We start from the raw sequence: 13,278 nt of genomic DNA, 5'->3' as shown, positions 1-13,278 counted from the left end.
CGCGCTTATGCGGCGGGATCGCCGGGCGCGTTGTCGCGGAGGCGACGGGCGGCGTTCACGACGGCGCGGATGTGGGCATCGGTGAGGTACGCGGCCTTGAACCGGCGAGGGATTCCGCCTTCGGCGAGCAGCCAGCCCACGCCCCGGTCCTCGGGGCGGATGTCCTTGGCGGAGAAGCCTTCCTTGGCCCAGCCGACGGACAGGATGATGTCGGAGCTGGAATCGGTGGTGCAGTGGAAGGCGACGCGGTAGCCGAACAGGTCCCGCAGGCTGGTCGGGATGATGTCGGCGGACGGGCGTTGGGTGGCGGCGACGACGATGATTCCGGCGGCGCGGCCCCGGGCGACGAGGTCGCGGACGAGGGTGCGGAACTCTTCCTGCTCGTCCTTGGTGCCGATGGTGACCGAGTAGTAGGCGAGTTCGTCGATCACGCAGAGGATGACGTCGAGGCCGTCGGTCTGGACGATCTTGCGTCGTCCGGCGGCGTCGAGCTGGGTGTATCGGATGTCCATCTCGGACTGGAGTTCGCGGAGCTTGTCGAGTGCGAGGCCGATGGAGTTGCCGACGAACACGTCGGCGACCGGGCGCCAGAGTCCGAGTTCGACGATCTTGCCGTCGAAGAGCCACAGCCGGGCGTCGGTGCAGAGTGCCGCGTGGCCGATGATGGTGTTGAGCAGCGAAGACTTCCCGGAGCCGGGTTCGCCGCCGTCGAGCAGGTTGCGGTACATCAGGGTGACCTCGACCGGGTCGCCGTTCTCGTCGATGCCGAAGCTGATCGGGTCGTAGATCGAGCGCGGGCCGCCAGGTCGGTTCCGGCGGGTGCGCCGGCGGTTGAGGATCGTCATGGCGGTGTCCTTCACTCGGCGTGGATGCGCGGTGCGTGTGCGGGTGTGGTCGCCGAGGTCCGGCCCGCCGGGCGGCGGGTCAGGTGAGCGCTACAGGCTCGGGTCGGCGTCCTCGTCGTCGGCGGGCCGACGCGCGGTGGCGTTCTTGCCGCTGGTGCGTCCCGGCTTCTTCTCGGCCGGTGGGGTGGGCGCCGTGGTGCGGGCGCCGGTGAGGGTGTCGCGGGAGGGCAGGGCGACGACGTTGCCGGTGTCCTCGGGCGTGATGTGCTCGTCAGCGTCGACCGCAGCGAGGTCGGCGAGGTCGTGGATACCGGTCGGAACGATGTCTCCGACGGTGAGCGGGTCGCGGCGGACGACGTCCACGACGACGAGTGCTGCTTGGGCGCGGACCGGGGTGACCCGGGTGGTGCGGGCCCAGCAGGCGGTGGAGATCCGGTCGGTGACCTGGTCGATGTCCTTGACCGAGAGCCCGGCCGGGAGCCACACTCGCACGCGTTCCCCGACCGGGGACGGCCGTGACCACAGCAGCAGCGGCATCTTGCCGTCGTGGGTCATGGTCCGGGTCTGGCCGAAGCAGGCCCGCATCCGATGGCGAGTCGTCACGGCCCAGCAGCGGGCGGTGATGTACCGGCGAGATGCCGGGATACCGATCACCATGACGGTGACGAAGCCCAGTGCGAGGGCGGTGTTCGCGGGGCCGATGTGGTCCCGCAGGACCAACGTGATCGTCAGGATCACGGCGATGCAGGTCAGTTCCGCTCGGAAGCGGATGATCCAGCCCACGACCCGCAGGTACGGGTTCTGGTGTGGGCGGGTGAAGATCTCGATCGTCCCGCTCCGGTACGAGGTCCGGGACGAGTTCCGGCCGCCGGAGCGGCCTTGCGCACGTGAGGTGCGTGCCATCATCGATCAGTCCTTCCGACTGCTCTGGCTGAACCGGGGTGGAAGGGCGAACAGAGGCGGACGCGGGGCCGCGTATGTGGTCGGGAAACCTCGGCGGTCCCGTGTCCACCTCTGCCCTTCATCGGGCGAGTCCGGGTAGACCGGCTAGTACTGCAACGGCAGTTGATCAGCTCGGGGGTCGTTCGCCGCGTCGGCGGTAGTGGCAGTCGCGGGCCTGTTGTTGGCGTTCACGGCGCCAGGTCGACCAGTGCATGACGTGGTCGATGCAGGTGAGCGGGGTGAAGGCGAGCGCGGCGAGGAGACGGCGGATCTCGTTGCCCGACAGCTGAATCAATGCGCGCCGGCTGGCTGAGGATCCCCCTTTTCGGCCTCGCGTGCGTGTTCGGCGGCGCGGGTGACGGCGAGGTAGGCCGCGGTGAGCATGGCCAGGGTGATGTGGGCGTGCCAGGCTCGGTAGGAGCGGACTTGGTAGTGGTCGAGGCCGGCCTCGTTCTTCGCGGTCTGGAAGCATTCCTCAATCGCCCACCGCGCCCCGGCGACTCGAACGAGGTCGCGCAGCGGCGTGTTCGCCGGGGCGGCGCAGCGGTAGAACGCCAGCTCACGGATGGTCTTGCCCTCTGCGGGCTCGGTCTGGCGGCGCACCAGCAGCCAGTGCCCCCAACCCGCCGGGAGGCCGTCGATGGCCAGCGCAACCGCGGTCCAGTCATAGACCCGCATCCCGTGCGCGCCCGGCCCGATCGCGCGGCGCTCCCACCCGTCGTGCCCGGTGTCGAGATCACGCGCCCCGGCGATCGTGGCCAGGGCCTTGGCCGGGCGACGATTCCCGTCCGGGCTGGTGAGCATGTCGTCATTGCGGGTGGCCAACACGAACGGGATCTCCCGCTCGGTGAGCCAGTCGCGAAAGCCCGGGTTCTGCCCGTAGACCTCGTCCGCGGTCACCCACGACCCGGACGTGAGTGCCCCAGCGGCGTACGTGCGGGCCAGCATCGCCGTCCCCAGCTGCGGTTTCGTGGCGAACTCGACGTCATCGGGGACATCCGCGCGCTCGCAGCGTTCGCGGTCCTCGGTCCACGAGGTCGGCAGGTAGAGCTCCCGGTCGATCAACGCCCGCCCCCGCTTCGAGGCGTAGGCCAGGAACACACCGAGCTGACAGTTGTCGATCTTCCCGCTGGTGCCGGTGTACTGGCGCTGCACCCCGGCCGAACACAGGCCCTTCTTGATGAACCCGGTCTCGTCCACGATGAACACCCCCGACGCGGTGTCGGTGAGATGTTGCAGGACGTAGCCGCGCAGGTCGTCGCGGACCCCGTCGACGTCCCAGTCCGCGGTGCGCAGCAGCCGCTGCATCCCGTCCGGCGACATCGCCCCGGCGTGTTCGGCGAGGGTCCAGCCGTTCTTCCGCTCGAGCCCCGCGAGCAGGCCTCGCAGGTAGGTTCCGACCCGCCGGCGCGGCTCGACCCTGCGGAAACGGCCAGAGATCAGCTCCACCACCGCGTCCAACGAGGCCACCCACCCGGCAAGATCAACCACGCGGTGATCATCACCGCCGAACGGCCGTCAGCCTCTCACCACACGCCGAACTGCCGTTGCAGTACTAGAAGCCGGAGCCGGAGTTGCGCTCGTCCTCGACGTGCAGGCGGTGTGACATCGCCGCCTTCCACTGACCGACGTGGGTCAGTGCGATCTCCAGGCACTCGGTCATGTCGACCAGGTGCCCGAGCCTCGTGGCCGTGTCGACCTGCGAGGAGTTCGCCTCGATGGCGAACTTGGAGGCCTGGTGAGCGGCCTCGAACACGACGGAATAGTGCGATCCGCAGATCGCGTCGTGCACCTTCGAGATGTTTGCTTCCGGTGCGCGGTACGGCTCGTGCCGTTCCGCCATCGGAGTCACGGTGACCGTGGTGCCGTTGTTGTCGGACATCGTTCACTCATCCCTTCCGCAGAGATCGGGACCGGAATCGCGGCCTACTTGGACGCGCCGGTGTTTCCCTCGGGAAGGACGGACTTGGCACGGAACGCCACCCGCGAGTTGCCGTTCTGAACCCACGGCATCGCCTGCAGACGGTCCACGTACACGAACTGACCCTGATCGACCTTGGGCGGGTTGTCGGCCGCCACCGTGACCAGGATCGTCTCCGCGTCGCCGTCACTCCAGGCCACGAGCTTGACGGCCCACAGGGGGTGGTTCGTGCCACCGCTCTTGTCCCGACGGTGGACACCGTCCTTGTCCAGACGCGGCTCGAATCCGCCGGACGCCTGGAAACGCATGGCATTGGTGTCGAGAATCAACTGCATGACTGCTGTGCTCCTTCTGGGGATCAACTTGGCAGTTCGCTCACCCCGGACGGGGTGTGCCAGACAAGAACACCAGCGAGCACGTAGGGCCGTAAATTCACGATAGTGAACAGCTTCGTGTTTACCGTTCCGTTTACCGCGTTGACCAGGCACAATGAGAAGCGCGGAACCCGAAGACGAGGGAGACCGGTGATGAGCTCAGCGCTGCGGGGAGCGCGTGAGGCCCAGGGCTGGACACAGGACCAGCTCGCGGGACGTCTGTTGCGTCTGGCCGAGTCGCGCGGGGCGGCGTTGAGCGTCAGCCGGGCGAGCTTGAAGCAGATGGTGTCGGACTGGGAGCGCGGCAAGCGCAAGCCCGGGCACTACCGGCAGCTTCTCTGCGACCTGTTCGGACGGACCGCCGATGAACTCGGGTTCCCGGATGCGGCGCCTGCGCCGTTGTCGGTGGCCCCGGCCCAGGGGCTCGAACTGATGCTGGACCAGGCGGCGGTCGTCGACGTTGTCACCGTGTCCGGGCTCCAGCAGCAGGTGGACGGGCTGCGTCGGCTCGACCAGCAGCTCGGGTCGCAGATGGTGATCGAGCAGACCGGCACCCTGGTCACGACGGTGCGTGACCTGATGTCCCACGTGATCAGCGAGGCCGAACGGCAGCAGCTCGCCGGGGTGCTGGCCGATGTCGCGGCGCTGCACGGCTGGCAGGTGCTCAACTCCGGCGACACCAGCGGGGCGTGGACGCTGCACGATCTCGCCAAGACCGCGGGCCGGGAGTCCGGAGATCCTGCGCTGCTCTCGCACGCGATGGGCGAACAGGCCTACGACCTGCTCGACGTCGAGCGTCCGGAGCTTGCTCTGCAGCTCGTGCAGGCGGCGAGGTCAGCCGCAGGGTCGAAGGTGCCGGGGTTGCTGGGGGCGTGGCTGCACGCAGCCGAGGCGGAGGCCCTGGCCGCGACGGGTGATCAGGTGGGCTGCCGAGAGGCGCTGAGGCTGGCCGAGCAGGCGATGCCGGCGGAGCCGGACAACAGCGCTGTCCCGTACGTGTCCCTCGACGACTGGCAGCTCGCGAGGTGGCGGGGCAACGTCCTGGCCGGTCTCGGTGACTCCGGGGCGCTGGACGCCCTGTTGAGCGCGCTGGGGAGGACGCCGGGGATGTCGGTGCGGGCGACTGCGTCCCTGCACTGCGACGTTGCGCAGTCCTACGCGGTGCGGGGAGAGCGGGTGTCGTCCCTGGAGCACGCACGGGTGGCGCGGGACCTGGCGCGGCGGACGGGCTCGATCCGGCAGCTCCGCAGGATCGACCGGGTCACTCGGCTCCTGGCGTGAACTCCACCCCGGCCTGCCGGGCGAGGAGCTGGAGTGCGGCGATCAACGTGCCTGCACCGAGGAGCCGGTTCCCTGCCACGAGAGCGGGCAGCTCGGTCAGCGGGACCCACTCCAGGAGGCCGGCTTCTTCCAGGTCGGACGGTTCTCCGATGTGGTCGAAGGTGCGCCACAGGTAAAGGTGGGTGGGGGAGTCGACCATCCCGGGCAGCGGCTGGAACGAGGCGAGGTGCTGCGGGGGGCCGGTGGGACGCCAACCGCCCTCCTCCTCGGCCTCGCGGCGTGCAGTGTCGGCCGGGTCCTCACCGGGCTCGATCAGGCCACCCAGGAACTCGTACCCGATCTCGTCGGTGACCCAACGGTGCCGGTGCAGCATCAGGGCACGGTCCGAGTCATCGACGAGGACGGCGATGGAGACAGGCTTCATGTGCACGACGTGGTGCTCGAATCGTCGTCCGTCGGGCGGCTCGATATCAGCGAGGCTCACTTGGAGCCATTCGCTGTCATAGACCGTGCGCTCACCACGCTTGGTCGTGCGCGGTGGCGATTCTGACGATTCCACTGACACCAATTCTAGAGCGTGCAGGAGTCCTTGCTGACTCTCGACACGCTACCGGTTGAGCCGGTCTCAGGCAGCGTTGGTGTCAAGCATCAGCTGAGACTCGGCGCGGGAGCGCGGGGCGGGTTCGGCCTGGTCGGGCGGGTGCGGTGTGCGGGTGGTGAGAACTTTCTATACGTCTTCAAGCCGCGCCCCACCGGGGCGCGGGGCCGGACTCGGCCGGACGGCAACCGCTCCGCGACCTCCGGCCTGACGGCCTCCGGGCGGAGCGGACCTCGGGGCCGCCGGCTACGCGCCGGCAGGGTGGGAATGAGACGGTGTGAGTGGTCGTCCCCGCTGGCCGCAATCGTCTTCACGGGCACGAACGGCGTCAACCCCGCGCTCCGCGCGCCTCGATCCCGCCGGTGGTTGCCCCCTGCGCCGCCATCTGTTGTGTAGTGGTCAACTTGCGGGATCGAGGGTTCCGGGTTGACACCGCACGCTCCCGCAAAGTGCTGGCCAGGACAGCGGGATGACAGGACTATGCGAGAAGGCGTTGCGTTTCCGCTAGAAGAGTCCCTCTCGGTCAGGGTTAATCGCCTGAGGCTTACGCCGTGTCGACGTCACCAAACCTGCAAACCTGACCCAGCCGCGAAAGTGTTTACCAACCGAGATGGTCGTTGCTCTCGACCACGCGGCGCCAAGCGCCTTCTTTATGTGTTCGCCGATCAATTGGGGTGTCGCCGCAGGGTCGTCTGCCAGATGTATCCATGCTGCGTCACCGCCAGGCATTTGCCGAAGAAGGTTCTGGAGTGCCTCTTCATGAATCTTGCCGTTCTCGATCAGCTCAGGGCGCGACACTTCAAGGAGTCCATCAAGTCCCTCGGTTATCGCACCGAGCCGGAGTAGGTCACGCAGCGATACCAATTCTCTCTTAGATAGCTGAGTGACGGGCCTAGGCGCTTCTTTAAGCGCCTTCAGGAGCGCTACGCCAGGTCCTGGGCTGCTGGTTGGGAACGAGCCACGTGTCTTCATTTTGCTGACACGGTTCAGAAGCTCAGTTTGCGCCACATGGCCATCAGTGGGCACTTTTGCCGACTTGCCTTCAATTACAGCCAGGCCGCCAACCTCGAACCAATAAGTGAACACGCGCGCGTAGGATACCCACGTGTCGCGAGAAACAGCGACCGCTGGGAATACATCCTGAAGTTTCCTGGCGAAGGCTTCAAATGTGAGTCGCCCGCCGGAGCGCTCAGCTGCCTCTAGGAAAGTAGTGTAAGCGCGGTGCCGCCGAAGTGCTTGGCCGACCAGCGTCCGAATGGCTGAGTCGCGGTTGCTTGCGTTTCGGACGCTATCGACGAAGCTCACCCGGTTGGGCTCGTAGGAGCTAATGCCCATCAGGCGAAGTTCTCGTACGAGATTCCAGACTGCATTCTCGCTTGTCCCGAATCGTTCGGCGACCTCAACAACGTAGCTGTCGCCCCCGTCTTTTTCGAGCTCTCGTAGGAGACGGGCTACTGAAACGGGAGCCTGTCGCAGGATGTAGGAGTCTTCAATTGGTACTCGACCGCTTGTGATGAAGTCTCGGAAGATGTCCCAATAGGTATCTAGATGTTCACCAACTGACACGATAAGGCGGCGATTGATTAGGGACTGAACGATATCTGCCGAAACTCGATCCATTGCATCGGTTACATTGACTGGAGCAAAGCGGGCGATATACTTTAGGGCTTCGCGTTCGTGAGGGCTTAGCTCCGCCATGTCGGCTTCGAACAGGGTTTGAACATTTAGGGCTTCAGACAATAGTTGCTCCTGCGTTACGCCTGACTCAATCTCTCGCAGGAGATGTCCTGCGAGCTTCTTGAACAGCCAGGGCAGGCCCTGCGAATACTCGCGCAGGCGCTGACGCAATTCGCGACTTAGTCGCTGACCGGATTCCTTCTCTAGTCTCCTGAGAAGCGTCTCGACGTCTCGTGGCCCCCACGTCGGGAGCGTAATGACGTGCGCTGATCCGCGGATCTCATCACGAAGTTGATACGGGTAACCTTCTGTCCATCCAACATAGTCGGTTTTCCACGAGAAGCCAACGGTAAGTGGAATGTCTAGCTCTTGTACGCCGAGAGCGAGATCGCGGAATTGCCTGGTGAGGGCCTCATCTCAGAAGACGTTTTCGAACTGGTCGAACATTAGGAACAATGGCCCGCGGTTAAGCCAGGTGCTGTCGGATAGCGTCCGCAGGCTACTGGTAAGCGACGCCCACGACGGCTTCGAAGGTAGCTCTACGTAGCCGTCGATAGCGGCCTGCTCGCCAAACTTTCGTAGCACACTGCTGACGAACCGGGTCGTAGCGACGGTTCTTGTGTCTACGACAAGCGCGGCACCTCCTGAATCTTCTGTCATCTTCTTAAGTCTTAGCGCCAAGGAGCTTTTTCCCCAGCCAGATTGTGCGTTGAGAACGATGACACTTCCCGACTTGGCGAAGGCCTCACCCGCCTGTCGTATGGCCTCGCGTCTCCCCACGAAGAACTTAGGTGAAGCGGGCAGTTGATACTCAAAGTTGTTCGTACTTCCTGCGACCACGGCGATGAAATCCTCGGCATCTGGAGGAGTCTCGATTGTGCGCTTCAGGTCTGATGTCGAAGCGACATGCCAATCGGAAACGTCTAGGCCGCGTGCAAACTCGGTTTCGCGAACTAGGTCAAGAACTAACTCGGGAACGCTCAGAGAGCCTGTGGCTCTGAGGACGACCCGAGCCGCGCGGGCGCCTTCACCTAACTCGATTGCGGCCGAATAGACGCCATGCTCGGCCACTACTATTGTCGGGTCGGTGTAGCTATCGTTATCGTGAAAAGGATGGATGATTTGTCGATCAACTAGGGATTCGTATACGTCGTTAGCGTCCAGTACCCGGAAGTCGGGGTCATCGAGTCGGATTGTCTCGTAGAACTCATTGGCCTCTGCGGTCAAGCGTGGCGTCACCACCATAAATGCGTGAAGTTCTGGACTGCGCCGTCGCAGGGCTGAGAACTTCCCGTAGAACTGTGTAAGAGGGCCAATTTTGACGGCAGACGTGTATGCCTTGCACTCGATTATCGCCGGCTTATTCGAGAGCGTATGTGAGACCTTAAGGTCTAGTTCAATCCCATTTGATGTTACGTTACGTTCGCGCCAAGAAGGGTCTTGATAGCCGAACGCATTGAAGAGGCGTCCGATGAACATCTCAAAAAGGTGGCCACGGGTGTGGTTCCGAGCGCCGTCTGTGTCACCCTCGGCGACGACAAGCACACTGGCGTCGGTTGGCTTCACACTACGCACTCGAGCTCCCGCGTTGGGTAACGTTGACCTTCGTTGGTAGGTCGGCGCTGGGTAGGCAATCCGTTACATCACTGGTGCCTCACTCTGCGCAGGCCGTCTGCAGGCCGTGAGAGGTGGACGGCTCATCACGGCTGATGACTGGTGACGAGCGAATCAAAGCAGCTCAGGCCGCCAATCGACGGCAAGGCTGTAGGTCGACAGCTCGCAGCCTGAAGATCACGCAGATCTACGAGGGCACCAACCAGATCCAGCGCATGGTGATGGCGCGCAACCTCCTGAAGTGACACTCTGACCGCCCATGGACGGGGCTGTCGTGGACCGAGCACTGCTCGACCGGCTGCTCGACACCGATCCGGCGCTGCGCTGGCAGGTCGAGCGCGACCTGGCGGGTGCGCCTCCCGAGGTCTGGGAGGCCACCCGTGCTCGGGTCGCGACCGGGGGATGGGCGCGCGGCTGCTCGCCCGTCAGGATCCCGACGGCACCTGGGCGGGCGGCGCGTACTTCCCGGCCGAGCCGTCGACGGTGGAGGGCCAGCCGTGGACGGCGACGACCTGGTCGCTGAACGCCCTGCGGGAGTGGGGCCTGGATCCCGCGGCGCTCGCGGGCACCGCGGAGAAGCTCGAATCGTGCCGCTGGGAGTACGACGACCTGCCCTACTGGGACGGCGAGGTCGACGCCTGCATCAACGCCTGGACCGTCGCCAACGGGCTCTGGCTCGGCCGCGACATGGATGCGCTCGCCGCCTGGTTCGCCGAGCACCAGCTCCCCGACGGCGGTTGGAACTGCGACTGGGTGGACGGTGCCACCCGGTCGTCGGTCCACTCGACGCTCAACTCCCTGCACGGGCTGCTGGCCCACGAGCGGGCGACCGGAGGGACGTCGGGGACCCGGGCCGCCCGCCGCTCCGGTGAGGAGTACCTGCTGTCCCGACGCCTGCTCTACCGGCTGTCCACCGGGGACCGCCTGCCGCTCGAACGGGACCCCGCCGAGCTCGCGTACCCGCTGCGCTGGCGGCTCGACGTGCTGCGTGGCACCGAGTACTTCCGCCGCGCCGCGGAGCTCGACGGCGCGGCGCCCGACCCGCGCCTGGCGGAGGCCGTCGCGGTGCTGCGTGCGGCGCGCCGTCCGGACGGGTGGTGGGTGCAGGGCCGTCGCGATCCCGGCGAGATGTGGTTCGAGGTCGACGTGCCGCCGGGGGAGCCGTCACCGTGGCTGACCTTGTACGGCACCCGGATCCTCGCCTGGTGGGACGCGGTGGCCTGACGCTCAGGTACTGATGATCATGGAGTCGGTGGGGTGCGGATGACGAGCACGGCAGCGGCCGGCTCCCCGGCGAGGGCGGCGTAGGTGTGCTCGCCGTCCGCAGGCCAGCGTGTGGCCTCGCCGGTGCCGAGCTCGGCCTCGTGCCCGCTGCGTCCGGCCCGGACGGCACCGCGGGTGACGAGCAGGTGCTCCACCACCCCGGGACCGTGCCCGGGGGACACGTGCACCGCCCCCGGGACGAGTGCCAGCGCGTACACCTCGACGGTGCCGTGGTCGTCGGTGGTGGTCTCCAGCAGGCGCACGGTGATGCCGGGGCCGGCGAGCTCGGCCCCGGGGTGCTCGGCGAGCAGCCGGGACAGCGGCACGGCGAGGGTGTCCGCGAGGGCGTACAGCGTGGACAGGGTCGGGTTGCGGCTGCCGTTCTCGATCTCGGACAGCGACCCCTTGCCGATCCCGGCCCGCTCCGCGAGGACCCCGAGGGAGAGACCGCGTGCGGTCCGGGCCGCCCGCACCCGTGCGCCGAGGGCCGTGCGCAGCGCCCCGTCGTCCACCGGGCGACTGTAGCCGGGGCCGGTCGACACGAGGCCCCTGCGCCCGGGCTACCGGGCCGGGGTGTCCGGACCACCACGTGGCGGGCCGGGTGTTCCGGGGTCGCGCACCGCGGTGGCCGCGGAGAAGCGTGCCGGGAGCGCCGTGACCTGGTCCCGCAGATCCTCCACGTCCCAGAGATCTCTGCCGTCCGGTTCGCGGAAGGCCGGCGTCACCAGACCGGCCCTGGCCCAGCGGTGCAGTGCCCGCGGGCTCAGGGCCAGCCTGGTCGCGGCCTCGCCGGTGGTCACCAGTCGCACCGGGTGCCGCCGCCGGTCAGGCCGCGGCGGGTGCCGTGGCGCGGGCGGTCAGGCGGCCGACGATCAGGCTGCAGCCGTAGCCGAGCGCGACCGAGCCGACCACGAACGACAGCAGCATCACCGTGAACGGGCCGGTGGGCAGCGAGAAGTCCGTGCCGGAGGCGCCGCTGAGCAGGCCGAACGCCGCCGTGGTGGCGAACCCGACGACCGACCCGGGCACGAACCCGAGCGCCGGCACGAGCGCACCGAGGATGAACACCGCGGTCATCCCACCGATGATCAGGCCCAGCAGGGCGGGGTTCGTGGTGAGTCCCGCCAGGATCAGCATGACGGTGCCGGTGACGATCCCCCAGATGTTCGTGGCGAGGGTGGTGACCAGCGCGGGCCGGTCACCACCGGCCGCGAAGAAGGTCGCGGCACCCAGGAACGTGGCGGGCACGAACAGGCCGAGACCGGAGAGCGGGCCGAGGTAGAGGTACGCGATCACCGCCCCGGCGACGCCGATCACCAGGGCCAGAGCGACGGGCAGCTTCATGGGACGGTCCTCCCGGTTGGGCCGCACCCGGCAGGCGCGGCGACCCACGCAGGATGGGCCGCCGCCGGTGCCCGTTCCAAGATCGCCGGGCCGGACGTCACCGCCTGTTTTCCGGACGACACGGTTCGGTCATCTTTGGTCCCGCAGAGGGCGTCCCGTGTATCGGCTGCAGAACATCCTGCTTACCGCCCGACGAGAGTTCTGTTTACAGAACGACGCGGTTAGAGTGGGCCCGTGGATCGTTCCTGGGCGCAACCGGTGTCGGTCGGTGTGGTCTCCGCGGTGATCGGGGTGACCAGCTCCTTCGCCGTCGTCCTCGCGGGGCTGTCGGCGGCCGGTGCCGACCCGGCGCAGGCCGCGTCCGGGCTGGTGGTGCTCACCGCCCTGATGGGGCTGGCGACGATCTGGCTGTCCCGCCGGTTCCGCCGCCCGCTGACGATCGCCTGGTCCACGCCCGGTGCCGCGTTGCTGGCGTCCACCGGCGCCGTAGCGGGCGGGTGGCCCGCGGCGGTCGGCGCGTTCGTCGTCGTCGGCCTGCTGGTCGTCGCGACGGGGCTCGTGCGCCCGCTCGGGCGGCTCGTCGGGGCGATCCCGGCGCCGATCGCGCAGGCGATGCTGGCCGGGGTGCTGCTGCCGCTCTGCCTGGCGCCGGTCCGGGCGCTGGTGGAGCGGCCGCTGCTCGTCGCGCCGATCGTGGTGCTGTGGGTCGTCCTGTCGCGCGTCGCGCCGCGCTGGGCCTCGCCGGCCGCGTTCGGGCTGGCACTGGTGATCGTCATGGCACTCGCCGACGGCTGGGGGTGGCTGCAGGCCCCGCGGATCGCGCTGACGTTGCCGTCGTTCTCCCTCGCCGCGGTGGTCGGGGTGGCGCTGCCGCTGTGGGTGGTGACGATGGCCTCGCAGAACGTGCCGGGCGTCGCGGTGCTCGGCGCGGCGGGCTACCGCGTGCCGTGGCGGTACGCGATGGTCCTCACCGGCGCCGGCACGGCGCTCGGCGCCCCCGCCGGGGCGCACGCGATCAACCTGGCCGCGATCACCGCGGCCCTGCCCGCCTCGCCCGAGGCCCATCCCGACCCGGCCCGGCGCTGGATCGCGTGCCAGGCCAACGGCGTCACCTGCCTGCTGCTGGCCCCGCTCGCGACGACGCTGGCCGCCCTCGTCGCGGCCGCGCCGCCCGGGGTCGTGGAGTCCGTCGCGGGGCTCGCCCTGCTCGGCACGTTCGGTGCCGCGCTCGCGGGGGCCCTCGCCGTCGCCGACGGGACGCCGGACCCGGCCGTCGCGCGGGTGCCCGCGGCGGCCACGTTCCTGGTCTCGGCGGCCGGGGTCACGATCGCCGGGATCGGCGGGGCGTTCTGGGGGCTGCTCGCCGGGGTGGTGCTGCACCTGGCGCTGCGCCGACGCGCGGCGGCCGCGTGAGGCGCG

Annotated in this window: 16 protein-coding genes; 4 read left to right on the top strand and 12 right to left on the bottom strand. The window is 67.8% G+C overall.

What is annotated here, in order from left to right:
• Positions 1-5 precede the first annotated feature (5 nt).
• The 6 genes from Ae717Ps2_RS22295 to Ae717Ps2_RS22275 form a co-directional block, all read right to left on the bottom strand.
• Complete coding sequence (locus tag Ae717Ps2_RS22295; RefSeq protein WP_075333862.1) at positions 6-845, bottom strand: FtsK/SpoIIIE domain-containing protein; 840 nt, start codon at positions 843-845, stop codon at positions 6-8.
• Positions 846-935: 90 nt separating this feature from the next.
• Complete coding sequence (locus Ae717Ps2_RS22290) at positions 936-1,751, bottom strand: hypothetical protein (protein WP_075333861.1); 816 nt, start codon at positions 1,749-1,751, stop codon at positions 936-938.
• Positions 1,752-1,914: 163 nt separating this feature from the next.
• Positions 1,915-2,082, bottom strand: a complete 168-nt coding sequence (locus Ae717Ps2_RS38410) for a hypothetical protein (RefSeq protein ID WP_170917006.1) — start codon at positions 2,080-2,082, stop codon at positions 1,915-1,917.
• Positions 2,079-3,278: an IS701 family transposase gene (locus Ae717Ps2_RS22285; protein WP_075332982.1), complete on the bottom strand. Its 1,200-nt coding sequence runs from the start codon at positions 3,276-3,278 to the stop codon at positions 2,079-2,081. The genes Ae717Ps2_RS38410 and Ae717Ps2_RS22285 overlap by 4 nt, the downstream gene beginning before the upstream one ends.
• 64 nt (positions 3,279-3,342) lie before the next feature.
• Positions 3,343-3,669, bottom strand: a complete 327-nt coding sequence (locus tag Ae717Ps2_RS22280) for a hypothetical protein (RefSeq protein ID WP_075333860.1) — start codon at positions 3,667-3,669, stop codon at positions 3,343-3,345.
• A 44-nt stretch (positions 3,670-3,713) separates the two neighbouring features.
• Positions 3,714-4,043, bottom strand: a complete 330-nt coding sequence (locus Ae717Ps2_RS22275) for a hypothetical protein (RefSeq protein ID WP_075298844.1) — start codon at positions 4,041-4,043, stop codon at positions 3,714-3,716.
• Positions 4,044-4,235: 192 nt separating this feature from the next.
• On the opposite strand from Ae717Ps2_RS22275, the gene Ae717Ps2_RS22270 reads away from it, so the two are divergent.
• Positions 4,236-5,363 (top strand): helix-turn-helix transcriptional regulator, encoded by a 1,128-nt coding sequence (locus Ae717Ps2_RS22270; protein ID WP_075334348.1) that lies wholly within the window; start codon positions 4,236-4,238, stop codon positions 5,361-5,363.
• On the opposite strand, the gene Ae717Ps2_RS22265 is transcribed toward Ae717Ps2_RS22270, so the two are convergent.
• From Ae717Ps2_RS22265 to Ae717Ps2_RS22255, 3 genes are all read right to left on the bottom strand, one after another.
• Positions 5,344-5,847 carry an NUDIX hydrolase gene (locus Ae717Ps2_RS22265; RefSeq protein WP_233147659.1) on the bottom strand — a complete coding sequence of 168 codons (504 nt, stop codon included), beginning with the start codon at positions 5,845-5,847 and terminating at the stop codon, positions 5,344-5,346. The two genes, Ae717Ps2_RS22270 and Ae717Ps2_RS22265, sit on opposite strands and share 20 nt — an antisense overlap.
• A gap of 618 nt (positions 5,848-6,465) precedes the next feature.
• Complete coding sequence (locus Ae717Ps2_RS36300; RefSeq protein WP_143510444.1) at positions 6,466-7,809, bottom strand: hypothetical protein; 1,344 nt, start codon at positions 7,807-7,809, stop codon at positions 6,466-6,468.
• Between the two features lie 246 nt (positions 7,810-8,055).
• Complete coding sequence (locus Ae717Ps2_RS22255) at positions 8,056-9,213, bottom strand: restriction endonuclease (protein ID WP_143510442.1); 1,158 nt, start codon at positions 9,211-9,213, stop codon at positions 8,056-8,058.
• Between the two features lie 134 nt (positions 9,214-9,347).
• On the opposite strand from Ae717Ps2_RS22255, the gene Ae717Ps2_RS39890 reads away from it, so the two are divergent.
• Positions 9,348-9,497 carry an acyl-CoA dehydrogenase family protein gene (locus Ae717Ps2_RS39890; protein ID WP_249265207.1) on the top strand — a complete coding sequence of 50 codons (150 nt, stop codon included), beginning with the start codon at positions 9,348-9,350 and terminating at the stop codon, positions 9,495-9,497.
• 157 nt (positions 9,498-9,654) lie between these two features.
• The gene (locus Ae717Ps2_RS22250) at positions 9,655-10,476 is read left to right on the top strand and encodes a squalene cyclase (protein WP_233147658.1); all 822 of its coding nucleotides are present in this window, start codon (positions 9,655-9,657) and stop codon (positions 10,474-10,476) included.
• A gap of 17 nt (positions 10,477-10,493) precedes the next feature.
• On the opposite strand, the gene Ae717Ps2_RS22245 is transcribed toward Ae717Ps2_RS22250, so the two are convergent.
• The 3 genes from Ae717Ps2_RS22245 to Ae717Ps2_RS22235 are packed head-to-tail and all read right to left on the bottom strand — an operon-like array spanning position 10,494 to position 11,859.
• A complete protein-coding gene (locus Ae717Ps2_RS22245; protein WP_075312816.1) occupies positions 10,494-11,027 on the bottom strand; it encodes a helix-turn-helix transcriptional regulator in 534 nt (177 codons plus the stop codon).
• A 48-nt stretch (positions 11,028-11,075) separates the two neighbouring features.
• Positions 11,076-11,315 (bottom strand): MerR family DNA-binding transcriptional regulator, encoded by a 240-nt coding sequence (locus tag Ae717Ps2_RS22240; RefSeq protein ID WP_083695266.1) that lies wholly within the window; start codon positions 11,313-11,315, stop codon positions 11,076-11,078.
• Positions 11,316-11,340: 25 nt separating this feature from the next.
• Positions 11,341-11,859, bottom strand: a complete 519-nt coding sequence (locus Ae717Ps2_RS22235) for a DUF1097 domain-containing protein (RefSeq protein WP_075333856.1) — start codon at positions 11,857-11,859, stop codon at positions 11,341-11,343.
• A 234-nt stretch (positions 11,860-12,093) separates the two neighbouring features.
• Here Ae717Ps2_RS22235 and Ae717Ps2_RS22230 point away from each other — a divergent pair, with 234 nt between their 5' ends.
• Positions 12,094-13,272 carry a benzoate/H(+) symporter BenE family transporter gene (locus tag Ae717Ps2_RS22230; RefSeq protein ID WP_075310334.1) on the top strand — a complete coding sequence of 393 codons (1,179 nt, stop codon included), beginning with the start codon at positions 12,094-12,096 and terminating at the stop codon, positions 13,270-13,272.
• Positions 13,273-13,278: the final 6 nt, after the last annotated feature.

The sequence above is a fragment of the Pseudonocardia sp. Ae717_Ps2 genome, assembly GCF_001932475.1.
In the GTDB taxonomy this organism is placed as follows: Bacteria; Actinomycetota; Actinomycetes; order Mycobacteriales; family Pseudonocardiaceae; genus Pseudonocardia.
This window is presented reverse-complemented; position numbering and strand designations above follow the sequence as displayed.